General features: G+C 60.0%; 20 protein-coding genes. 13 read left to right on the plus strand and 7 right to left on the minus strand.

Annotation, left to right across the window (positions count from 1 at the left end; translation table 11 throughout):
• The first annotated feature begins 2 nt into the window (after positions 1 to 2).
• From tssC to GTU76_RS20985, 11 genes are all read left to right on the plus strand, one after another.
• Entirely contained in the window at positions 3 to 1,484 is a 1,482-nt protein-coding gene (gene tssC / locus GTU76_RS20935; protein ID WP_016982931.1) for a type VI secretion system contractile sheath large subunit, read from the plus strand.
• A gap of 74 nt (positions 1,485 to 1,558) precedes the next feature.
• Entirely contained in the window at positions 1,559 to 2,056 is a 498-nt protein-coding gene (locus tag GTU76_RS20940; protein WP_016982930.1) for an Hcp family type VI secretion system effector, read from the plus strand.
• Between the two features lie 15 nt (positions 2,057 to 2,071).
• The gene (gene tssE / locus GTU76_RS20945) at positions 2,072 to 2,515 is read left to right on the plus strand and encodes a type VI secretion system baseplate subunit TssE (RefSeq protein WP_175554665.1); all 444 of its coding nucleotides are present in this window, start codon (positions 2,072 to 2,074) and stop codon (positions 2,513 to 2,515) included.
• Positions 2,499 to 4,292, plus strand: coding sequence for a type VI secretion system baseplate subunit TssF (tssF, locus tag GTU76_RS20950; RefSeq protein WP_016982928.1), 1,794 nt, complete (start codon positions 2,499 to 2,501; stop codon positions 4,290 to 4,292). The genes tssE and tssF overlap by 17 nt, the downstream gene beginning before the upstream one ends.
• Complete coding sequence (gene tssG / locus GTU76_RS20955; protein WP_180699481.1) at positions 4,256 to 5,281, plus strand: type VI secretion system baseplate subunit TssG; 1,026 nt, start codon at positions 4,256 to 4,258, stop codon at positions 5,279 to 5,281. Before tssF ends, tssG begins: the two co-directional genes overlap by 37 nt.
• Position 5,282: 1 nt before the next feature.
• Entirely contained in the window at positions 5,283 to 7,823 is a 2,541-nt protein-coding gene (tssH, locus tag GTU76_RS20960) for a type VI secretion system ATPase TssH (RefSeq protein WP_180699482.1), read from the plus strand.
• A 35-nt stretch (positions 7,824 to 7,858) separates the two neighbouring features.
• Complete coding sequence (locus GTU76_RS20965) at positions 7,859 to 8,692, plus strand: hypothetical protein (RefSeq protein ID WP_016982925.1); 834 nt, start codon at positions 7,859 to 7,861, stop codon at positions 8,690 to 8,692.
• 36 nt (positions 8,693 to 8,728) lie between these two features.
• Positions 8,729 to 9,643 (plus strand): hypothetical protein, encoded by a 915-nt coding sequence (locus GTU76_RS20970; protein WP_180699483.1) that lies wholly within the window; start codon positions 8,729 to 8,731, stop codon positions 9,641 to 9,643.
• A gap of 20 nt (positions 9,644 to 9,663) precedes the next feature.
• The gene (locus GTU76_RS20975; protein ID WP_016982922.1) at positions 9,664 to 10,632 is read left to right on the plus strand and encodes a hypothetical protein; all 969 of its coding nucleotides are present in this window, start codon (positions 9,664 to 9,666) and stop codon (positions 10,630 to 10,632) included.
• 29 nt (positions 10,633 to 10,661) lie between these two features.
• Positions 10,662 to 12,671 carry a type VI secretion system Vgr family protein gene (locus tag GTU76_RS20980; protein ID WP_180699484.1) on the plus strand — a complete coding sequence of 670 codons (2,010 nt, stop codon included), beginning with the start codon at positions 10,662 to 10,664 and terminating at the stop codon, positions 12,669 to 12,671.
• A 12-nt stretch (positions 12,672 to 12,683) separates the two neighbouring features.
• Positions 12,684 to 13,226 carry a toxin-antitoxin system YwqK family antitoxin gene (locus tag GTU76_RS20985; RefSeq protein WP_016982920.1) on the plus strand — a complete coding sequence of 181 codons (543 nt, stop codon included), beginning with the start codon at positions 12,684 to 12,686 and terminating at the stop codon, positions 13,224 to 13,226.
• Positions 13,227 to 13,568: 342 nt separating this feature from the next.
• Here the strand turns inward: GTU76_RS20985 and GTU76_RS20990 are convergent, their stop codons facing one another.
• The gene (locus GTU76_RS20990; RefSeq protein ID WP_016985257.1) at positions 13,569 to 13,964 is read right to left on the minus strand and encodes a DUF4280 domain-containing protein; all 396 of its coding nucleotides are present in this window, start codon (positions 13,962 to 13,964) and stop codon (positions 13,569 to 13,571) included.
• 190 nt (positions 13,965 to 14,154) lie between these two features.
• On the opposite strand from GTU76_RS20990, the gene GTU76_RS20995 reads away from it, so the two are divergent.
• The gene (locus GTU76_RS20995) at positions 14,155 to 15,222 is read left to right on the plus strand and encodes a phosphotransferase family protein (protein WP_180699485.1); all 1,068 of its coding nucleotides are present in this window, start codon (positions 14,155 to 14,157) and stop codon (positions 15,220 to 15,222) included.
• Between the two features lie 22 nt (positions 15,223 to 15,244).
• Positions 15,245 to 16,012, plus strand: a complete 768-nt coding sequence (locus GTU76_RS21000; protein ID WP_180699486.1) for an SDR family oxidoreductase — start codon at positions 15,245 to 15,247, stop codon at positions 16,010 to 16,012.
• 125 nt (positions 16,013 to 16,137) lie between these two features.
• Here the strand turns inward: GTU76_RS21000 and GTU76_RS21005 are convergent, their stop codons facing one another.
• The 6 genes from GTU76_RS21005 to GTU76_RS21030 form a co-directional block, all read right to left on the minus strand.
• Positions 16,138 to 16,788: a trimeric intracellular cation channel family protein gene (locus GTU76_RS21005; protein ID WP_016987947.1), complete on the minus strand. Its 651-nt coding sequence runs from the start codon at positions 16,786 to 16,788 to the stop codon at positions 16,138 to 16,140.
• Positions 16,789 to 17,722: 934 nt separating this feature from the next.
• Positions 17,723 to 17,980 (minus strand): DUF1652 domain-containing protein, encoded by a 258-nt coding sequence (locus GTU76_RS21010; RefSeq protein WP_122600016.1) that lies wholly within the window; start codon positions 17,978 to 17,980, stop codon positions 17,723 to 17,725.
• Positions 17,981 to 18,115: 135 nt separating this feature from the next.
• Positions 18,116 to 19,612 (minus strand): helix-turn-helix transcriptional regulator, encoded by a 1,497-nt coding sequence (locus GTU76_RS21015; protein ID WP_180699487.1) that lies wholly within the window; start codon positions 19,610 to 19,612, stop codon positions 18,116 to 18,118.
• 192 nt (positions 19,613 to 19,804) lie between these two features.
• The gene (locus GTU76_RS21020) at positions 19,805 to 20,695 is read right to left on the minus strand and encodes a LysR substrate-binding domain-containing protein (protein ID WP_180699488.1); all 891 of its coding nucleotides are present in this window, start codon (positions 20,693 to 20,695) and stop codon (positions 19,805 to 19,807) included.
• 6 nt (positions 20,696 to 20,701) lie between these two features.
• Positions 20,702 to 22,915, minus strand: coding sequence for a xanthine dehydrogenase family protein molybdopterin-binding subunit (locus GTU76_RS21025; protein ID WP_180699489.1), 2,214 nt, complete (start codon positions 22,913 to 22,915; stop codon positions 20,702 to 20,704).
• Entirely contained in the window at positions 22,915 to 23,379 is a 465-nt protein-coding gene (locus GTU76_RS21030; protein WP_175554675.1) for a (2Fe-2S)-binding protein, read from the minus strand. Before GTU76_RS21030 ends, GTU76_RS21025 begins: the two co-directional genes overlap by 1 nt.
• Positions 23,380 to 23,496 lie beyond the last annotated feature (117 nt).

The following is a 23,496-nucleotide window of genomic DNA, read 5'->3' on the forward strand; positions in this document are numbered from 1 at the left end:
CCATGCCCGCTTCAGCTCAGAAACAAGCCAGCGACAGTACGACCGAGACACTTTCCCTGCTCGACCAGATCATTCTCGACGGCCGCATGGCCCACGATGACAGTCAGCAGGATTACGCCCGCGACATGCTCGCGGAGTTCGCCACCCAGGTCCTCGACGAAGGCATGGCCATCGACAAGGACACCGTGGCGATGATCAACGACCGCATCAGCCAGATCGACGAGCTGATCAGCGCCCAGCTCAACGAGGTTCTGCACCACCCCGACCTGCAAAAACTCGAAGCCTCGTGGCGCGGTCTGCACATGCTGGTGCAGAACACCGAAACCAGCACCCGGCTGAAACTGCGCCTGCTCAACGTGACGCAGAAAGAGTTGCAGAACGACCTGGAGAAAGCCGTCGAATTCGACCAGAGCGCACTGTTCAAGAAAATTTATGAAGAGGAATACGGCACCTTCGGTGGCCATCCGTTCAGCCTGTTGGTCGGTGATTACACCTTCGGCCGTCACCCGCAGGACATCGGCCTGCTGGAGAAACTGTCAAACGTCGCCGCCGCGGCTCACGCGCCATTCATTGCCGCCGCCAGCCCTCGTCTGTTCGACATGAACAGCTTCACCGAACTGGCGGTGCCGCGTGATCTGTCGAAGGTGTTCGAGAGCCAGGAGCTGATCAAGTGGCGCTCGTTCCGCGAGAGCGAAGATTCGCGCTACGTCTCGCTGGTACTGCCGCATTTCCTCCTGCGTCTGCCCTACGGCCCCGACACCTCGCCGGTGGAAGGCATCAACTACGTCGAAGACGTCAACGGCACCGACCACAGCAAATACCTGTGGGGCAATGCCGCGTGGGCGCTGTCGCAACGCATCACCGAAGCCTTCGCCAAGTACGGCTGGTGCGCGGCGATTCGCGGCGCTGAAGGCGGCGGCGCGGTCGAAGGCCTGCCGGCGCATACCTTCCGCACCAGTTCCGGCGACCTGTCGCTGAAATGCCCAACCGAAGTGGCGATCACCGATCGCCGCGAAAAAGAGCTCAACGACCTCGGTTTCATCGCCCTGTGCCACAAGAAAAACAGTGACGTCGCGGTGTTTTTCGGCGGCCAGACCACCAACAAGTCCAAGGTCTACAACACCAATGAGGCCAACGCCAACGCGCGGATCTCGGCGATGTTGCCGTACGTGCTCGCAGCCTCGCGTTTCGCCCATTACCTGAAGGTGATCATGCGCGACAAGGTCGGCAGCTTCATGACCCGCGACAACGTGCAGAGCTACCTCAACAACTGGATCGCCGACTACGTGCTGATCAACGACAACGCGTCACAGGAAATCAAGGCGCAGTACCCGTTGCGTGAAGCGCGGGTGGACGTCACCGAAGTCGCCGGCAAGCCCGGCGCCTACCGCGCGACGGTGTTCCTGCGGCCGCACTTCCAGCTCGAAGAGCTCACCGCGTCGATCCGCCTGGTGGCGACTTTGCCGCCACCGGTTGCTGCCTGACCTGCTTTGCCCTCGCCGCAGCTGCGGTGGGGGCTTTCTCTATCTAGCGCGACACCTTTCAGGAGTTTCAAGCGATGGATGCAATCATTCTCGACCTCGGCGGCGATATCAAAGGTGACAGCCTGCTCGAAGGTTTTGCGGACAAGATCGAAGTCATGTCCTACAGCCACAATGTGGCGATGCAAGTGACCAACGATGTCAGCAACTCGGAGCGAACCTCCGGTAAACCCCATGTCGGCGAATTCACCTTGACCAAGTTCATCGACAGCTCGACGCCGTCACTCAACGAATACTGCTGCGCTGGCAAACCGATCCCCGAAGCCATTATCACTATCGGTCGCAACGCCGCCGAGGGCAGCGGACAGTTGATGCCTTTCATCGTATACACCCTGACCAACGTGGTGATTTCCAACGTCAGCGTCAGCGGCGGCACCGGCGGCAAACCGGTGGAAACCCTGTCGCTGAACTTCACCAAGATCAAATGGGAACTCACCGCACAAAAAGACGATGGCACCAAAGAAGGCACCGCCGCGTCGACCTGGGACATGGCCGCCAACAAGCTTGTCAGCTAACCGGACGCCCCGGCCATGGCTGGCACCGGCATCCTACCTCCGCTGCTCGAACGCCTCGCCTCCAGCGAGGCCGACAGCACGCGGGCGTTCGATCGGCAGGATTTGCTCGACTCGGTGCACGCCGAGCTCGGGCGCCTGTTCAACACCCGCCGTGGCCCGCGCACGCTGACCCAGCCGCCCAGCGTGATCGATTACGGCATCGCCGACTGGAGTGCACTGCAACAGCAACGCAGCGATGACCGTCGGCGGCTGGCACGGGACATCCGCGAAGCCATTACTCATTTCGAACCGCGCCTGATTCTCGGCGAAGTTCAGGTCAATCCTGTGCCCGAACAACCGCAACGAATGAGCATTCGCTTGATCGGCGAGTTGCGCAGCGGCGAGCAACACTGGCCGGTGGCATTTGTCATCGAGCCCGGCGGGCAAGGGCTGGAGGTGCGCTATGAGCGACTCGATTGACCCGCAACTGCTCGATTACTACCAGCGAGAGTTGACTTGGCTGCGGCATGCCGGCGGCCAGTTTGCCGAACGTTATCCGAAAGTCGCCCGGCGCCTGCAGTTGTCCCCCGGCGAATGCCCCGATCCACATGTCGAGCGGTTGCTCGAAGGTTTTGCCCTGCTGGCCGCACGCCTGCAACGACGGCTCGATGACGATTACGCCGAGTTCAGCGATGCGTTGCTTGAACAGCTTTACCCGTTGGCCATGCGCCCGTTGCCGTCCTGCGCCATCGTTCAGTTCGAACCTGATCCAGGCAAAGGCAACCTCGACGAGGGCTATCCCCTGCCCCGCGACACCCCCCTGTTCGTGACCACCGGCAAAGGTGAAAGCATTCACTTTCGCACTTCGTCCGCTGTGTGTCTGTGGCCGATCGAAGTCAGCGAAGTGCTGTTGCTTGGCGGCGATGAAGCGCAAGCGCTGACCGGTGTCGCGCAATCACGCTCGGCACTGCGCCTGAGCTTGCGCTGCCTTGGCGAAAGCCAATGGGCGGAACTTGGCATCGAGCAATTGCGCATCCATTTGGCCGCGTCGCCAGTGGTGAATGCCGCCCTGTATGACTTGCTCGGCGCCCATGCGGTGCAAGTGCTGGCCGGGTCGCCGGGCAGCGTGCCGATCGTACTCAAAGGCCTGCCGAAAACCGTCGGTTTCAGTGATGACGAAGTCATGTTGCCGGATGAAGACGGTGTTCATCCGGGCATGCGTTTGCTGGCCGAGTACTTCGCCTTCCCGGACAAATTTCACTTTTTCGATCTGCCGCTGAGCGGTGTCGCCAGTGACTGTCAGACGCTTTATCTGTACATCGTGTTCGACCGGGCGCCGGGCTGCCGCCTGCACTTGCAGGCCAGCGATATCGCTCTGGGCTGCGCGCCGGTGATCAACCTGTTCCCGCGCACCTCCGAGCCGCTGCGACCGGACGGCACCCGCAGCGAGTACCGTCTTATCGCCGACAGCCACCGCGAAAACAGCGTCGAAATTCACAGCATCCGAGGCATGCGTGCCAGCTCCAGCTCCGGCGTACAAAGGCTGCCAGCCTATTACGGTAGTCAGCACAGCGGCGGCGATCAACAACGCTACTGGCATGCACGCCGGGTCAGCGGCATGACCGCGAACCGGCTCGGCAGTGACCTGTTGGTGAGCGTGGTCGACACCCGCTTCGAACCGCAAACCGATCTACCCGACTACAGCCTGACGGCCGAGTTGCTGTGCACCAACCGGCACTTGGCCCAAAGCCTGACCGCCGGGACACCGCTGGGTTTCGAACGCCCTGGCCCAGTGGCATGGGCTCGCCTGCGCAACCCGCCGAGCCCGCAAAGTCTGCCGCGCCTGGACGGCGATTCACGCTGGCGGCTGGTGTCGCAACTGACTCTCAACCATCTGTCACTGGTCGAAGGTCCGCAGGCGCTCGATGCTCTTAAAGAGATCCTGCACCTGCACAACCTGCGCGATGAAACCAGTGCGGTACGGCAGATCGAAGGCCTGCTGAGCCTCAGTTGCGAACGGGTGATCGGCCATGTCGGCGGCGATGCGTGGCGCGGTTGGCGCAATGGTCTTGAAGTGCAGTTGCAACTTGATCCACAGCATTTTGTCGGCAGCAGCGCGGTGCTGTTTTCGGCGGTGCTCGCGCAGTTCTTTTCGGTGTACGCCACGGCCAATCGCTTTGTGCGCACGGTGTTGATGCAGGAAGACAAGGAGGTCAAGGCATGGCAACCCCAAGCCGGCATGCCCCTGTCCCTCTGACCCTGAGCCAGCGCCTGCGCCGTGATCCGCAGGCGTTCGACTGGCTGCAGGCGTTGTTGTTGCTCGAGCGCGAGCAGCCGCAGGCGCAATCACTCGGCAGCGGCACGTCGCCGCAAGCGGAAGCATTGAAACTGCGCGGGCCTCTGACGCCGATGTTCGCCGCCAGCCAGATCGAAAGCCTGCGCGAGGTGCCGGGTGAATCGCTGACCCTCGACACGCCGATCTTCGGCCTTGGCGGGCCCGACGGCCCCCTGCCCTATGCTTGGCAGGAATGGCTGCAACAACGGGCGCGAGCCAAGGATCATGCGCCTGCCGAGTTTCTCGATCTGTTCCAGCATCGCCTGCTCAGTTTGCTTTACAAGGTCATGCGCAAGCACCGCATCGCCATCGGTTTTGTCACCCCCGGCGCGTCTCCGGTACAGGCGCAACTGCGCGCGCTGACCGGACTGTTGCCAAAGTCTTTGCAGGAACGCCAAGCGGTTCCCGATTGTGCGGTGCTGGCCTGCACCGCGTTGTTTGCCGATGGCCGCCGCTCATTGGCCGGGTTCGCCGCGATTGTGCGCGAACAGTTTGCCGTGCCGGTCGAGTTGAGCGCTTACGAAGGTGCGTGGCGCGAGATTCCGTCGGCGAGCCGCAGCGTCATCAAACCGGGAGGGCGCAATCTGCAACTGGGGCGCAACGCCGTCGCCGGCACGCGGGTCTGGGATGAACATGCAGGTATTCGTCTGACGCTCGGACCGTTGCCCTCGACGCAAGCCGGGCGATTCCTGCCTGACGGCGAAGCGCATCCGGCGCTGGCCAGCCTCGCCGCGCTGTATTTCGGCCCGGATCTGGACGTGACGCTGGTGCTGCTGATACGCGGAGCCGGACCGCTGAAACTCAATCGTCAGACGCCGGCGCAGGTCACCTGGAACGGCGGTCTGCAGCGTCAGGCCAGCCTCGCTGTACAGCGTATCGAAACCCGTCTTCGCCAGCTGGAGATCACCTGAAATGGAACTGGCCAGCCTGATCGGACGCCTCAACCCGGACAACCGCCGCGCCCTTGAACGCGCCGCGCAACGGTGCTTGCAGCGCGGCCATCACTTTGTCGAAATCGAGCATCTGTTGCTGGAACTGCTCGACATCGAGGGTGGCGATCTGGCTTTTCTGTTGCCGCGCTTCGGCCTCGAACGTGATGCGCTGACAGCCGAAATCAACAAGGCACTGGATCTGTTCAAGGCTGGCAGCACGCGCACGCCAGCACTGTCGTCACACACCTTGGGTTTGCTCGAAGACGCGGTGGTGCAGGCCAGTGTGCTGGGGCTCGACAGCATTCGTTCCGGGTTGCTGTTGTTGGCGCTGGTTGATCGCGATGAGCGCCGCAGTTTGCTGCTCAACAGTGCCTCCTCGTTGCTGCGGATCCCCAAAGAAGCATTGCGCGCGAACCTGTTGGAATGGACGGAAAACTCTCGCGAGCATGTCGGCCCGCGCGCGGTGTCTTCTGCAAACCCGGCACCACGCCAGGACTCAGTGCTCGATCAATACACCCAGGACCTTACCGCCGACGCCCATGCCGGGCGCATTGATCCGATCGTTGGCCGCGACGGCGAGATTCGCCAATGCATCGACATTCTGCTGCGGCGTCGACAGAACAATCCAATTCTGGTCGGCGCGCCGGGTGTTGGCAAAACCGCCGTGGTCGAAGGCCTGGCCCTGCGCATTGCCGCCGGGGACGTGCCGCCATCGTTGCAGGAAGTCAGTTTGCGCGTTCTGGATCTGGGTCTGTTGCAGGCCGGCGCGGGGGTCAAAGGTGAATTCGAACAGCGTTTGAAAGGCGTGATCGATGCGGTACGCAGCGCCGACAAACCGATCATCCTGTTTATCGACGAAGCGCATACGTTGATCGGCGCGGGTGGTGCCGAGGGTGGCAGCGATGCGGCCAATCTGCTGAAACCGGCTCTGGCCCGTGGTGAGTTGCGCACCCTCGCCGCGACCACCTGGATGGAATACAAGAAATACTTCGAGAAAGACCCGGCCCTCGCCCGCCGCTTTCAACTTGTTCAGGTTGAGGAACCGGACGAAACCACTGCCGTGGAAATGCTCCGTGGCGTCGCCGCCAAACTCGAACAGCACCACGGCGTGCAAGTGCTCGACGCGGCAATCCATGAAGCGGTGAAGCTCTCGCACCGCTACATCTCTGGTCGCCAGTTGCCGGATAAAGCCATCAGCGTGCTCGATACCGCGTGCGCCCGGGTCGCCCTCGGCCAGCACGATACCCCGCCACCTCTGGAAAGCCTGCGCCACCGACAGAACAGCCTCAAGGATGAAGTCGAACGCCTGCGCCGCGAACAGGCGACAGGCCTGGATCATCGCGAGCGCATCACCCTGCTGGAAAGCGAATCGACCGGTAATGTGCAGGCCATCCGCGAACTGGAAACCCGCTGGGGCGAGGAGCGTGTGGCCGTGCGCGAACTGCTCGACACGCGCCGTGAACTGCTCGATTTGAGCGAGCGCGCCGACAGCGACAAACCCGATGAAGCCACCGACAGCCGCATCGATCATCTGGCTGCCGAACTGCTGCGCCTGGAGGCCGGACTGGACGCGATTCGCCAGGACGATCCATTGGTGCCCGAACAAGTCGACGCAAAAACCGTTGCCGCCGTCATCGCCGGCTGGACCGGCATCCCCGTCGGCAAGATGCTCGCCGACGAAGCCCATGCCGTGCGCACCCTCGGCACACGCATGGGCCAACGAGTGATGGGCCAGAGCGCCGCGCTCAACACCATCGCCCAACGTCTGCAGGCTTATCGCGCCGGCCTCACCGATCCGCAAAAACCGGTCGGCGTGTTCCTGCTGGTCGGCCCTACGGGTGTTGGCAAAACCGAAACCGCGTATGCGCTGGCCGATGCGTTGTATGGCGGCGAACGCAACCTGATCAGCATCAACCTCTCCGAATATCAGGAAGCCCACACCGTCAGCCAACTCAAAGGCGCCCCGCCCGGATATGTCGGTTATGGCAGCGGCGGCGTGCTGACTGAAGCGGTGCGGCGCAAACCATATTCCGTGGTGTTGCTGGATGAGATCGAAAAGGCCCACCCGGATGTACTCGAAGCGTTTTACAACGTCTTCGACAAAGGCTTGATGGAGGACGGCACCGGGTTGGTGGTGGACTTCAAGAACACCGTGATGTTGGCCACCAGCAATGTCGGCGCTGAGTTGTTGCTCGATACGCCCGTTGCGCAACTCGGCTCGGATGCCTTCAACGAAGCCCTGCATAAAGTCTTGCTGCAAGCCTTCCGCCCGGCGTTTCTGGCACGGATGACCGTGGTTGCGTATCGGCCGCTGGATGAGGCGACGCTGGAAGGGATTGTGCTCGCCAAACTTGAGAAGTTACGTGGTCGCTATAAGGCGGCCACCGGAAAGCAGTTCGAGTTCGATTCGGGAATTGTCAAAGCGGTGCTCGCCAAGTGCAGCGCGGCCGGTGCGCGGGATGTCGAGAATGTATTGATGACCCAAGTGACCGGGAAGCTGGCGGAATGGGTTTTAGAGTGACGTCAAAGACAGGCGAATAGGGGAAAAAACAGGACATGGCTAGTTCACCGATCATCACCGCCCGCTTTCCGAGCAACGGCCACCGGGAATGGGTTCACTCGGACCTGACAATGCACTATTCACGGAAAATTGATCTGGTGCCGGAAACGACGCAGCGCTCATTCCCGTTGACCTGGCATCACCAGATACCCTTCAACAGTTTGAGAGATTTCTGGAACTGGCTGTATGTCATTGCCGATGACGATCTGCTGGACATGTGCGTGGATCTTTTCAGCCAGCGAGCCAAAGGTGGGCGATTCCCGGAGATCAAGAGAAAACTGAAAGTGATCAAGACCACCTTGATGCCTACCTTGCAGCTGGAAACCCAGACCTATGCGCAATGGAAAGCGGTGGTTGCGCAAATCGCCAATGGTCTTCTTGCTCCCGCCGATGAACTCGACGGCGAGGAACAGTCCGACCTCTTTGAAGCTATTTCATGGTCATCGTGGAATATTCTCGAAGGCCCGCTCCCCCAGCATCGCAGTGATGATCCAGGCGATGCCAACGTAGACGACTTCAGCCATTTGAGAGAAATAAAGTTCTCGAAACACTTCATAAAAACCGCCGAGTTATATGCCTCGATGATTCTTTTTATCAATGAGATGAATGCCCAGCAGAACCAAAACTACAGTAAAGCCTGGGTCAAGGATCGCGCCAAAAAACTGCTCACGATCCTGACCGGTGCAGATCAGCTTCTGTTCAGCGTCAAGATCACTTTCTTCAATAAGAAGCACTGGAGCTACCAGGAGCAGATGACCGGACGCACGCCCGTGAGGGCGACTGTTCTTGACAATGGCGCGACGTGGTACCGGTGGCGTCGGTGCATCTAGGTTGGCTGAATGTAGCGCAAACGCAGGGAGGCTTGTATGTATTCGATCATGATCTGGAATGCTCAACATTTCGACAATCAGAAGAGCAACCACTCACAGGCCTATACCGACAAAAAGAAGTTTCTGGATTTCTATATCGCGCAAAAAAAGCCTCACATCATCGCCCTGTTCGAAGCAGGCAAAACCGGAAACATCAATGAAAGCCTGATTGCCGACCTGACCGGCAGCTACACGGCGATCGCCACGTTGACGCAGGAAGGTGGCAAGAAAAAACACACCACGCTCGGCTCGATGGTGCTGTTGCGAAACGACATCAGTACTGAATTCGATAACGTCACCGACAATTACATTCTGTCTCATACGGAACAACGCGCGCCGTTGATCATTCGCCACATCGAATCAACCTTCGGGTTCGCGTTCTATCACGCCAACGCCTCGTTCATGGCACCGGGCAATATTGTCGACACGATCGGCTTCATCCAGGACAACAAAGCCATGCTCGGCATCAAGAATCTGCTGTTTTTTGGTGGTGACTTGAACCTCATCCCGACGCAGGCCTACGCCGAAATAAAAGGCCTGAACCGCTTGGTGCCGTCCAATCCGGGTTACACCCACTTGAGCATTAAAAATGTCACCCTCGCGCAGGCTGCCCATGAACTGAGCATCCTTCAAGGCTACGGCAAAGACACCCACCTCACGGCCAAGTCGTACTTGCCGCAGTACATGTTCGACCAGGGCATCGAAGCCTGTGATCTACAACCCGTGCTGTTGTTGCTCGACTATGCCTACGTCATGCATGCACAGCACTGGCGTGCGGAATGTGATGCGAGCCTGCAGCAGAACAGTGATTCCTGGGGCAACATCCTGGAAATCGCCCCGTATTGTCTGGGTCACCCGATTCGCAGCGACCATTTCCCCGTCATGTTTTACCTGAACGCAGCGCTTGGCTAACTCCGGATACAAGGAAGATCATGCCTATTTCCAGCTACAACGCCAAAGATCTGGTGCTCTTTTCCACCATCATCAACTCGGCGACTCGACAGAAAAACTGGGACAGCGAACTGAGTGACAAGGCCGTCGGGACCAAAGTCGAAGAAGTTCAGTGCATGAAGATCGATGAACGCCTGTTCATCGCCTGCAACTATGGGGAACACGCCAGAGTCGACAAGTTCTTCCAGGCATTTGGCGTGACCAACCTCGACACCTTCCTGCAATGTATGCGGTTCTGCCACGCGCTGCTGAAAATGGAGCACACGACGAAGACCCCCTCGCTGGGGCGTGCCTTTACGGCCGATTACAGCGGCCCGGAAAAAACCGCCTGTACTTACGCGGCGGCAAGTACTGCAGTGACAGATCTGAGCGCTGAAGAGTTGACGCTCATTCGCAACATGATCAAGAAGAATCCGACAATCCCGGTCGACACCCAGGCGCAACGCATACTGTGGGCGGTGAGAAAACTCACCGACGCGGGGGTTGCCACCGGCTTGACCAAACCTGCCGGCAGCAAGAGCTTGATGACCAAAAACTACAACACCAATACCAATGCCATCAACTTGCTCAACGACAGCTTGCCGTCGCATGCAGAGTTGAAGCTTTTGCGTCTGCTCACCCAGACCAAAATCGGCGCGTCCCCGCTGAATGCTCACCAGACTGCCACGATTGGCGGGATAAAACGTGCATGCGAGTCCTGTGCAAGATGGATTGCCATCTATGTGAAGTGGATCAAGGCGCAATTCGATGTAGATATTGAACTGCCTGCTACGGACACCCGCACCAGTGCATCGGGCGACGGTGACCGACCAAAAATCGAAAAAGACCACGTTGAAGAATATGGCGAGTATGTCGTCGCGCTGTTCAATGGCGTGAAGAATAACAACTTCGCCGATCTTCCCGCGGCTGACGCGCCGTGGGTTCTGCCAGCACCGGAAGAAGAACAGTAATCACGCTCACCGATCGTTGGGATTAATCAATGCCACGTGCCACCGACAGCAATACAACGCTCTCCCTGACCGCCGCCGCATTGTCGGCGCTTTATCCTGAGTCGCTGTCCGGTGAAGAAGCCCTCAATGGGCTCGGTTCGCAAATCCTCAACGGTCTAAACGACGGCGCCTCGCTCACCCTCACCAGCGCCGTTGCCACCCACGTCACCACCGCTCTGCACAACGATGAGCAGTTGCGCGCGCTCGACGCAATGGTCGCGGAAATTCGCCAACTGCCCGCCGACGCCACCGCCGAGCGTTATCAACTCGTTTTACGCCCGTGGTTATGGTGGCTGACCCTCGCCAGCAACAACCGCGTGTTCCAGAACCTCGCAACTTCAGACATCGCCACCACGATATTCAAGGCCCACGGCTTCAGTGATTTCAGACTTTCGCTGACCGGCAGCTACACACCCCGCGAATATTGCGTGCAGTACAGCGAAACGGATTTCGCCTTCGTCTCGCGACTGCTGGAGGAAGAAGGCATCTTCTGGTTCTTTACCCACGATGACGGCAAGCACACGCTGGTGCTCGGCGACAGCAATGACGCGTTTGTGCAGATCCCCAACGGGCCGAAGGTCAAGTATCTGGGCCAGCAGTTGGGCGAGCGGGAGTTGCACGGCATTCGCTCCGGGCAAGTGTGCCTGCAAGCAGTGGCCGGAGTGTATCGGGCGACGGATTACGAGTTCACCACTCCGACCACTTCACTTTACGGCCAGGCCGAAGCGGTCGCCGGGCCGCGTTCGATCTACGAGCACCCGGGCGGCTACAACGCCAAGGCGCGCGGCGATGCGTTGACCAAGCAACGGGTTGACGGCTTGCGCAGCAAGGAGAAACGTTATGTCGGCGAAAGCGACTGCCGTTGGCTGATTCCGGGGCACTGGTTCACCCTCGACGGGCACGATGACCCGAGCATGAACATCGATTGGGTGGTGACGCGGGTCACCCATGACGTCAGCCATGAAAGCTATCGCAACCGCTTCGAAGCGATCCCCAAAGCCACGCCGTTTCGCCCACAACGTGTCACACCAAAACCACGCATGCACCCGCAGACCGCGATCGTAGTGGGCAAGTCCGGCGAGGAAATCTGGACAGACGAGTACGGCCGGATCAAGTTGCAATTCCCGTGGGATCGCGACGGCAAGAACGATGAAACCAGTTCCTGCTGGGTGCGCGTGGTGTTGCCCTGGAGCGGCAAGGGATTTGGCATGCAGTTCATTCCGCGCATCGGCCAGGAAGTCATCGTCACGTTTATCGATGGCGATCCGGATCGGCCGCTGGTGACCGGTTGCGTCTACAACGGTGACAATGCCCTGCCCTATGCGCTGCCGGCCAATCAGACGCAATCGGGGATCAAGACCCAGTCGTCCAAGGGTGGCGGTGGCTTCAACGAGTTGCGCTTCGAAGACAAGAAAGACGCCGAAGAAGTGTTTTTGCAGGCGCAGAAGGATCTGAATATCAACGTGCTCAACGACACCACGGCCACCGTCGGTCACGATGAAACCCTCACGGTGCAAAATGCGCGCACCCGCACAGTGAAGGACGGCGACGAGACTGTGACCCTGGAAAAAGGCAAGCGCAGCGTGACCATTCAGACCGGCAGCGACAGCCTCGATGTGAAGGATAGCCGCACGGTAACGGTGGGCGCCGACCAGAACCACAGCACCGGCGGCAACTACACCGACAAGGTCACCGGCAATTACAGCCTGACGGTGGACGGCAACCTGACAATCAAGGTCAGCGGCACCCTCACCCTGCAAAGTGGCGGCAGTTTCACGATCAAGAGCGGCGCCGATCTGGCGACCTCGGCCAGCACCTCGATCACGCACAAAGCCGGCACCGCGCTGACCAATCAGGCCGGCACTTCTCTGGACAACAAGGCCGGCACCACATTGACCAACGATGCCGGGATCAGCCTGACCAACAAGGGCGCCGCCTCGCAGACAGTCGATGGCGGCGGCATGCTGACCATCAAGGGCGGGCTGGTGCAGGTCAACTGACAGGGAAAAGCCATGGCGATCACACCGCTGGATCTGCAACAGGATGACAAGCAGCTCAAGGGGCGTTTGCAGGACGGTCAGCTAGATGGGCCGCTGAACATCAAGGATGACGGGCGCAAGCAGGCGGACCTGAGTTACAGCCAGGGCGAATTGCAGGGCACGTCGCTGCTCTATCACCCCAACGGCAAGGTCTCGGCGCAGATGCCGTTCGTGCGTGACAAGCTGCAGGGCGTCGCCAGTTTTTACGCGCCGGAGGGATTTCTACAGCGCAAGGCAACCTATCGGCGCGGGTTACTGCATGGCGAAGCGTTCAATTACTTCCCGGATGGGCAAGTGGCGGAGGCCGAGTTTTATCGCGATGGCGTGCGGGAGGGGCGTTATCAGCGTTTTCATCCCAATGGCAAACCGGCGCTGGAAGCGCGCTATGTGAACGGACAGTTGCTGGAGCCGGAGCAAGGCTTTGCCGAAGATGGACGGCCACTGGGCGCGGATGGCAAGCCGATTTCGCGGGTGCGTTGGTGGTATCGGCAGTGGGCGGATCCGCAACAGGCCTGAGAACCTTGAAGAGCCCCTCACCCTAGCCCTCTCCCAGAGGGAGAGGGAACTGATCGCGGGATATTGGCGAGTTACGCCGACGTGAAAGACCTACTGTGAATCCATAATCGACTCGGTCGTTCAGGCCGATGTATCTCGTCAGACACCTCGGTCGGCCCCCCATCCCTCCCCGAGTGGGAGGGAACTGATGGGGGGAGATTGGCGAGTCACGCCGACGTGAAAGACCTGCTGTGAATCCGTAATCGACTCGGTCGTTCAGGTCGATGTATCTCGGCAGACACCTCGGTCGGCTCCCTCTCCCTCAGGGAGAGGGCTGGGGTGAGGGTTCAGCGGTTCAGCGGCTCACGGAATCAGCATCTGCATCTGTCCCGGCACTACAATCTTGATCACCCCCGCCCAGTTGCACATCAACGTCGAGTTGGCATCGATCGCCGGCATCCCGCCCAGCAACAACGTCGGCGCCCCGCCGGGAATCCACGGTGTGGCCGTCGCCGGTATACACGGCATCGGCGTCAACACCCCCAGCGCGGCGGCAGTTGCAGCGGCCACCATCGGGTTGGCCAGGCTCATGCACACGCCAAACGGCAGGATATTCACCAACGGGATGTGATCCATGATGTTCGCCGCCGGCATCCCGCCGGTCAGCGTGCGGTTCACTGGCAACACATTGAGCATCGACGGCGCAGCGCCGAAGCTGCATTGCAGCGTGGCCGTGGCACAGACTTGCGGACAGCCCATTTCAACGCTCCTTATCGACCATGGCATACCCGCTAAACCTTAGTCTGCCGCAGCCCGTCGCGCACATTCCCAAAGGTGATTATCCGGCAACACGCTAACCTATAAGACCGACCCGCGCTTGTGACCGCCCGAGCGCCCCATTAGATTAGCCAATGATGTCTGGCCTCCAAAATAAGCAGAAGGGATAAGCATGGCGCTTACTGACCAGTCCACCCGTATCCGCTCCGGCGAAGAACTTGATGCCAGCCTGATCGATCCGTACCTCAAGACGCACATTCCGGGCCTGAGCGGCACGCCTGCGATCAGCCAGTTTCCCGGCGGCGCGTCGAACCTGACCTACCTGCTGGAATACCCGGAACAGGAATTCGTCCTGCGCCGCCCGCCGTTTGGCCACAAGGCCAAATCCGCCCACGACATGGGCCGCGAATTCCGCATCCTCAATCAATTGCGCGACGGTTTTCCGTATTGCCCGAAAGCCTACGTGCACTGCACCGACGAATCGGTGATCGGCGCCGAGTTCTACGTGATGGAACGGGTCAAAGGGATCATCCTGCGCTCGGAACTGCCGGCGGAACTGGGCCTCGATTCAGCGAAAACCGAAGCGCTGTGCAAGAGCTTCATCGACCGCTTCGTCGAACTGCACCGTGTCGATTACAACGCCTGCGGCCTCGGTGATCTGGGCAAACCGCAAGGCTACGTCGCGCGCCAGATCAAAGGCTGGAGCGAACGCTACGAAAAAGCCCTGACCCCCGACGCGCCACACTGGGAAAAGGTCAAAGCCTGGCTCAACGACAAAATGCCGGCCGACCATCCGACCTCGAGCATCGTCCACAACGACTATCGCTTCGACAACGTCATCCTCGACCCACAGAATCCGATGCAGATCATCGGCGTGCTCGACTGGGAACTGACCACCCTCGGCGACCCGCTGATGGATCTGGGCAACACCCTCGCCTATTGGATTCAGGCCGATGACCCGGCGCCAGTGCAACTGATGCGTCGCCAGCCGAGCCACGCACCGGGCATGCTCACCCGCCGCGAGTTCGTCGATTACTACGCCGAGCGTTCGGGCATCCAGATCGACAATTTCGACTTCTACTACACCTACGGTCTGTTCCGCCTGGCCGGCATCGTGCAGCAGATCTACTACCGCTTCTACCACGGCCAGACTCAGGACAAACGCTTCGCGCAGTTCATTCACATGAACAAACTGCTGGAGCAGATGAGCTTGCAGGTCATTGCGAAATCGAGCCTCTGACGGCCCACACCCAGGAACCCTTATGTCCAAGACTCAGTTGTTCGACCTCGACGGCAAGATCGCTTTCGTCTCCGGCGCCAGCCGTGGCATCGGTGAAGCCATCGCCAAACTGCTCGCCCAGCAAGGCGCCCACGTGATCGTCTCGAGCCGCAAACTCGATGGCTGCCAGCACGTTGCCGATGCGATCATTGCCGCGGGCGGCAAAGCCACCGCAGTGGCCTGCCATATCGGTGAAATGGAACAGATTGCTCAAGTGTTCGCCGGCATCAAGGAACAGTTCGGCCGCCTCGACATTCTGGTCAACAACGCCGCGACAAATCCACAATTCTGCAACGTGCTGGACACCGATCTGAGCGCATTTCAGAAGACCGTCGACGTCAACATTCGTGGCTACTTCTTCATGTCGGTTGAGGCCGGCAAGCTGATGCGCGAAAACGGTGGCGGCAGCATCATCAACGTCGCATCGATCAACGGTATTTCGCCGGGGATTTTCCAGGGCATCTACTCGGTGACCAAGGCCGCGGTGATCAACATGACCAAAGTCTTCGCCAAGGAATGCGCGCAGTTCAGCATCCGCTGCAACGCCCTGCTGCCGGGCCTGACCGACACCAAGTTCGCCTCGGCACTGGTGAAGAACGACGCGATCCTCAAGCAAGCGCTGACGCAGATTCCGCTCAAGCGTGTAGCCGATCCGAGCGAAATGGCCGGCGCGGTGTTGTACCTGGCCAGTGATGCGTCGAGCTACACCACGGGTGTTGCGCTGAATGTCGACGGTGGGTTCCTGTCCTGATCCCCATTGCAAACAAATAACCCCCTGTAGGAGTGAGCCTGCTCGCGATAGCGGTGTGTCAAATACATAAATGTTGACTGACACACCGCTATCGCGAGCAGGCTCACTCCTACAAGGGTTGTGTATCAGGCAATGACTTTCGGTAGTTGCCAGCCGAAATGCACCGACAGCAATCGCAGAATCAAACACGCCGCCCCGGCCAACAGCGCCGCCGCGACCGGCGAAACGCCCAGTCTGCGCGCAACGATCAACACCGCCGCGCCAACAAACGCCGAACTGGCATACAAATCCGCCTGCAACACTACTGGTATCCGCGCCAGCACAATATCGCGAATCACCCCACCGCCAACGCCCGTGATCGTGCCCATCAGCATCGCCACAAACGGCGTGATGCCGAAATTCAAGGCCTTCTGCGCACCCGCCACGGCAAACAGCGCCAACCCCGCCGCGTCCAGCACAATCAGGGTTGAACCGGACCAGCCCAGCACCTGTTCATGAAAGACAAACGCCCACCCGCCCATGAAAAACGCCAGCGCCGGATAGCGCCAGTCGGCCACAGCATTGGGTGGCGTTGCGCCGATCAGCAGATCACGGGTGACCCCGCCGCCGAGCGCGACGATAAACGCAATCACCATCACCCCGAGCAGGTCGAGTTGGCTGCGCATCGCCGCGATGGCACCTTCCACGGCAAACACCGCCGTACCGGCAAGGTCGGCCACCAGCACAATCCGCTCAACCCGGGACTTACGCCCGGCCGGCGCTACTGCGTGACGCAACGGGTTGTGGTGATGTGTCGAGTGACCTGCCCGTCGACGTACATGTCACCGGCAACCTCAGTGTTTTCGAGAACCTGACACGTGCGCTCCGGCGGTGGCGGTGGCGTCACTGGCGGAGGGGGTGGAGGACTGGCGCAACCAGCCAACAACACAGCAAAAAAAGCCAACGGCAACACGCGTTTCCCAGGATGGTTCATAGGACGACCCGCGATAAATGGAAGAGCAACTCCCGCGACCGAACCGACCACGGAAGACCTGACCACTCATTCTTTATAGCCGAGCCCCCCGCAAGCGCCAGTGAATCGGCTGTATCGTAAGGATATGGCTGTCGATTTTGCGTTGGGATTCGAAAGGGTTCGCAAATTGAAACGTGCCGGGCAGACAGGCTTGCTCCCATAGTGGGCTGATTACATCTGGCAGAGTTTGGTGGGTTGTCGGTCGCCATCGCTGGCAAGCTGCTCCCACAGGGATTGGTGCATCTGGCAGAGATTGGTCGGCCGTCAGGCCGCCATCGCGAGCAGGCTCACTCCTACAGAAAAGCAAAAGCAAAAGCAAACCGCATCCGCTTCTCACCACTCAACAGGATGAGCGTTAGCTCGGCTGCGGCTTTTGATCTTGATCTGGAAGCCCGTCGGCAGGCTGAGTGGAGGGATTGATCCGGGGGTGGGAGCGCAGCGACCGTTCGACGAAGTCGAACACATCGAAAGCAGGTGCAGCGAAGCAAACCGGAAGCGATGCCCCCGGATCGATCCCGGAGCGAAGGAACCCCGAGCTCCAGCGAGCGGGCCGAACGTCAGGGCACAGACCTTTGGTTCCTTTGGGGCGTTTGCCAAAGGGACTCGCTGTAAGAGCGAAACCGCCAGCGGCAGCACCCACAAAAACGGATATACACCCCAAACCCCAAGAGCCTGGTCGGCCCAAAGGCCGCCAAGCCCTAAGCCAAATCAGGATCAAGAGAAGAACGCAAAGAGTTGCTCTCCAGCTCATACCGCAACTCTTCAATCAAAGCATCAACCGACTCAGGCGTACGCAGCGCATCAAGCTTCAACCCACTGATCACCAGATCCACCTGCCCCGACACCGGGTGATAAAGCTTCACAGTCAGCGAATGATCACCATCCACCAGACATTCACACGCCAGCGGCGAAAAACTGCGTTCAAGCTGCGTGCGCAACTGCGCAAGATTCATCATCAGACTGTTCCTATAACGACTGCGAAGGGCCGCGATCCCGAGCCAAAAAGGCTCGTATCGCACCCCACCAGACTAAGAACAGACCTCACCCGCCAACACCTCAATTTGCACCATTCGAACTAGTGCATTTGCACCTTATCGCTGGCCCTTGCCCCCCGACTCCCCGGAAAACAATCCACGCTCGCGCGCCCAGACAATCGCCTCACTGCGGCTGTGCACATCCAGCTTGGAATACACCGTCGCCACATGATTTCGCACCGTGTTGGGCGCCAGTTTCAGCCGCGCTGCGATCTCCTTGTCCGCCAGCCCTTCACAGATCAACCCCAGCACATCACGCTCGCGCGCCGTCAGATCAGTGAACGACACGCTAGGCAATTGCGGCGAGTTAACCTTCTTCACATTGGCCAGCTTCTCGATCAACGTACGGCTGAACCAGGAAGCGTCCTTCATCACCTCTTCAATCGCCGCCACCAACTCAAGTTCGGTGCGCTTGCGCTCGGTGATGTCCATCAACACCAGCAAATAACACGGCATGTCCTGAATATTCACGGTGTCGGCGGACAGCGCACATTCGAGCAGGTCCGCATCCTTCTTGCGCACCCGCACATCCACCCGATCCACCCGACCGCTTTTCGCCAGCGCCGCCAGCAACCGTGTACGCGCGCCGCTGTCATCGATGAAATCCAGCTGCGTCACGGTTTTGCCGAGCATGTCCTCGCTGTCGTAGGCCAGGGTATCGAGGAACGCCTGATTGACGTCGATCACGTGCTGCTCGTCGGCACTACAGATAAGGATCGGCACCGGCGTCAAGCGAAATGCTTTGGCAAAACGCTCCTCACTCTGACGCAACGCCACCTCGGCCTTGTGCCGCAGCTCCATGTCGACAAAGGAAAACAGCATGCAATCCTCATCATTGAGCGTCAGCGGCTGGCCGGCGACGATCACTTGTTTGCTACCGCCATCGGGCAGGCGCAATTCGGCCTGCATCTGTGGAATGGTCGCCACATCACGCAGACGCTGAATCGCCAGATCCTTTTTCTCGGCCTGCTCGAAGATGTCGATTTCATAAGCCGAAGTGCCGATCACCTGCTCGCGGGTGTAGCCGGTCATCTCGAGAAACCCGGGATTGACCTTGATGTACCGCAAATCGCTGAGACGGCAGATCACCGCCGGCGCCGGGTTGGCATTGAAAGTCTTTTCGAAGCGCTGCTCGGCGTTGGCCCAGTCGGTGACGTCGCTCATGATCAGCACCAGCGACTCGGGCTGCCCCTCGCGATCGGTGAGAATCATGCTGCGCACGCTGTGCACCCAGATGCGCTCCGGATCGTCGGCCGGCGACACTTCGATCAGCACATCATTGAAACTCTCACAGCGCGCCACCCGGCTGATCGGATAGTTTTCGGCGGTGATCGAGTGATTATTGCGATAGCGCAGGTGGAACTTCTTGGCGTACTCGTCGGCATTGTGGCCCAGATCGGTGATCCGGCTGACACCGTGCATGGCCATCGCGGCTTCGTTGGCCCAGAGAATGCTCTGATCCAGCTCCAGCAGAATCACCCCGTCGGACAGCCCGGCGATGATCTGCTGCAACTGGCGGCGGTTGGTTTCGGTGGTCAGGACTTCCTGGCTCATTGGATCTCCACAAGTGATACGCCCATGTGAAGAGTACGACCGCGGCGGCCCGAGATCGTGCCGACGGCTTCAACCCGATCACCATTCCCTTGTGGGAGCGAGCCTGCTCGCGAAGGCGGTGTGGCATTCGAAGCAGATGCCAGCTGACACTACGCTTTCGCGAGCAGGCTCGCTCCCACAGGGATTAAGTGATCAACCGCAGGATTGGGTTTTCAACTCGCGCAGCGTATCGAGAAACAGCTTGAGCACCGGCGAAGCATCGTCCGCCCGATAAGTGGCATACAACGGCACCTCCGGCAGCGCCGGAGTCAGGCGCCGGAACACCAGCCCCGCCGGGGCCAGTTGCTCAATGGACGCCGGTAACAGCGCCACGCCAAACCCGGCGCGCACCAGACTCAGCAAGGTCTGCACCTCGATCACTTGTTGACGAATCTGCGGCGTGAATCCGGCCTGAATGCAGCACTGAAACAGAAAATGGGCGAACCGCGACTGCTTCAATTCCAGCGCCACAAACGGCTCCTGCGCCAGATCCGCCGGCGCCAGCACCTCGCGGCCAGCCAGCGGATGATCCGCCGGCATCACCACGTTGATCGGCTCGTAGATCAGCAGTTCATTGCGCAACTGCGGATCGTCGTAACCGACACGAAACACACAGGCATCAATGCGTTTTTCCTTCAACGCCTTGACCTGTGCCGCCGGGGTCATTTCATGCAGACGCCAGTTGACCTGCGGATAGCGCTCACGAAACAGATGCAGGGCCTTGGGCAGCACGCCGACCATTACCGAACTGATCATGCCGATTTCCAGCTCGCCCAACTGTCCCCGTCCGGTCTGCCGCGTCAGGTCCAGCGCCCGCTCTAGCTGTTCAAATACCAGCGGCGCCTGCTCCTTGAGCATCTGCCCCGCCACTGTCAGCTCGACCCGATGATGGCTGCGCTCGAACAGCGGCGTGCCCAGTTCCTCCTCCAGCAAACGAATCTGCTGGCTCAGCGGCGGCTGGCAGATGTGCAGGCGTTCGGCAGCGCGACCGAAGTGCAACTCATCGGCCAACGCCATGAAATACCGCAGCAGACGCAAATCCATGGCGACTTACCCCAGGCTCAATGGCGTCGAACGTTGGCGCACGCCGGTCAGCGCGAACAGGGCATTGGCGATGGCCGGCACCACCGATGGACTGCCCAACTCACCGACGCCACCAGGTTTGCTCGGTTCACCGTCCAGTACGAGGATGTCGGTGGCCGGCATGTCCGACATGCGCGTGACGCGGTAGTCGTGGAAGTTGCTCTGCACCACCCTGCCCTGTTTGATGTCGAGCCGGTCGAACAACGCATGGCCGACCCCCCACATCAAGCCGCCGTAAACCTGCTCTTCGACACCGCCCGGCGAGACCGCCAAACCGCAATCGACCACGCAGGTGAGTTTCTCGACTTTCGGCTTGCCGTCGACCGTTGTCACCCGCGCGACCACCGCAATAAAACTGGTGTAACCCTGATTGGTCGCGATCCCCAGTGCCGTGCCAGGTGGCAGCGGTTTACCCCAACCGGCGCGCACGGCAGCTTGCTTGAGCACTGCCACGTGCCGTGGCCGCTCCTGCATATTGGTCAGCCTGAACGCCAATGGATCTTCACCGGCGGCATGAGCCAGTTCATCCATGAAACTTTCCACGGCGAACACATTGGGGATGAAACTCACCGAGCGATACCAACCACTGGGCACGTTGCTTTCGTGCTTGACCCAGTTCAATTCCAGATGCGGCGGACGGTAGGCGAAGTCCCACGCAGTGATCGCCTCGGTGGTGCTGTAATCCATTTTGTCTGGACGTTCGAAATAACCCGGTTCCCACTGTTCCGGCGAGGCTGGCGACACCGCGTGCAGTTGCAGCGCGCTGAGTTTGCCCTGAGCGTCGAGCGCACCTTTGACCCGATGCAAAGTGGCCGGATGATTGAACAGCGCGTGCATTTCATCTTCGCGGCTATTGAGCAATTTCACCGGCACACCGGTTTTCTGCGCCAGATACGCGACTTCAAACAACCAGTACTTGGCCTCCCGCGCACCGAAGCTGCCGCCGGAGACCAATTCATGAATGGTCACGTTGGCCTTGTCGATGCCGCATACGGTTTGCGCCGCTTCCAGTGCCGAGGACGGCACCTGCACACCGCCCCAATAGGTGATTGCCTTGCCCTTGACCTGCGCGGTGATGCAGATCGGTTCCAGCGGGTTTTGCACCTTGTAGGGCATGGTGTAATCGGCTTCGATCAGCTGCGCCGCGCCCGCCCATTGCCCGGCGACATCACCGTGGGTCATGGCTTTGACGGTTTGTGCTGTTGGATCGCCGATGGCTTTGGCTTGAGCGCTGAATAACTGCTCGCTGTCGAACCCGGCCAAAGGTGAATCGCTCCACTTGATCTCCAACACTTGGCGGCCCTGCTGCGCCGCCCAGAACGTATCCGCCAATACGGCGACACCTTCCAGATTGCCGCCGAGCACATCGGGCCGCCCCGCAATCGCCAGCACTTTGCGCACGCCCGGCACTTTTAGAGCCGCAGCAGAATCGACGCTGAGCACTTTCGCCCCGACCACTGGCGCACGCTGAATCACCGCCACCAGCATGTCCGGCAATTGCACGTCGATGCTGTATTTGAAACGCCCGCAGACCTTGGCCGCCGCATCACGTTTGTGACGCAGTTTGCCGATGTACTTGAATTGCGTCGGATCCTTCAGCGTAACGTTGGTCGGCGCCGGCAGATTCGCCGCCACTGCGACCAGTTCACCATAACCGAGCCTGCGCTGACTCGCGGTGTGAACGACCCGCCCTTCTTCGGTGACGCAACTGTCGGGGCTGACTTTCCACTGCTTGGCTGCCGCCGTAATCAACAGCGCCCGCGCCGTAGCTCCGGCCATACGCAAGCGGTCGTATTCAAGGGAAACGCTGGTGCTGCCGCCCGTTGAAAAGACCTTCCAGACCGGATGAATGTAGGTTTCGAAAAACGGATCTTCCGGGGTGATCACCTGCACGGTCATCGGGTTGACGTCCAGCTCTTCAGCCACGCACGCGGCCAGCGCTGTTTGCGTGCCGGTGCCGGAGTCGTGCTTGTGCACCACCAGTTTCACCGTGCCGTCGGGAAAGATGCGCACCCAGGCATTCGGCTCGAATTCACTCGCCGGTGCTGGCGCTTTTGGGTCAGTAGCCGCCATGCCACCCGGCAGATAAAGGGCAATCGCCAGGCCCGAAGCGACTGTTGCCGCTTGCTTGAGAAAAACCCGGCGCGGCAGTTCGATGCGGGTGTCGTCGACGAGGCTCATCAGGCCTCCTTCGGCGCATTCGCCGCACGTTTGATCGCCTTGTTGATGCGCCCGTAGGTGCCGCAGCGGCAGATATTCCCGGACATCGCATTGCGGATCGAATCGTCGGTCACCGCCGCGCCAGTGTTGAGCAATGCGGCGGCGGACATGATCTGCCCGGATTGACAGTAACCGCATTGCGGCACATCTTCGGCGATCCAGGCCAGTTGCAGAGGATGAGTTTCCGTCGGCGACAGGCCTTCGATGGTGGTGATGCTGTGGCCCGCGACGGCGGCCGCCGGCAACTGGCAGGAACGCACCGCGACGCCATCCAGGTGCACGGTGCAGGCACCGCACAGGCCCATGCCGCAACCGAATTTGGTGCCGGTGAGTTTCAGTCGATCACGCAGTACCCATAACAAGGGCATGGAGGAGGACGCTTCATCCAGCTCACGTCGTTCGCCGTTAACCGTGAATGCAATCATTGTCAGGCTCCAAAAGAGCGGCCCGTCTTTGTGCGGGCCTGGTGACCGATTATTGGAACCCCGGGCAAAACGCGGCCAGCGACGATTTCTGCCAACCGCTGTAAGCAGGACTAACAA

This window comes from Pseudomonas crudilactis, assembly GCF_013433315.1.
GTDB classification, from domain to species: domain Bacteria; phylum Pseudomonadota; class Gammaproteobacteria; order Pseudomonadales; family Pseudomonadaceae; genus Aquipseudomonas; species Aquipseudomonas crudilactis.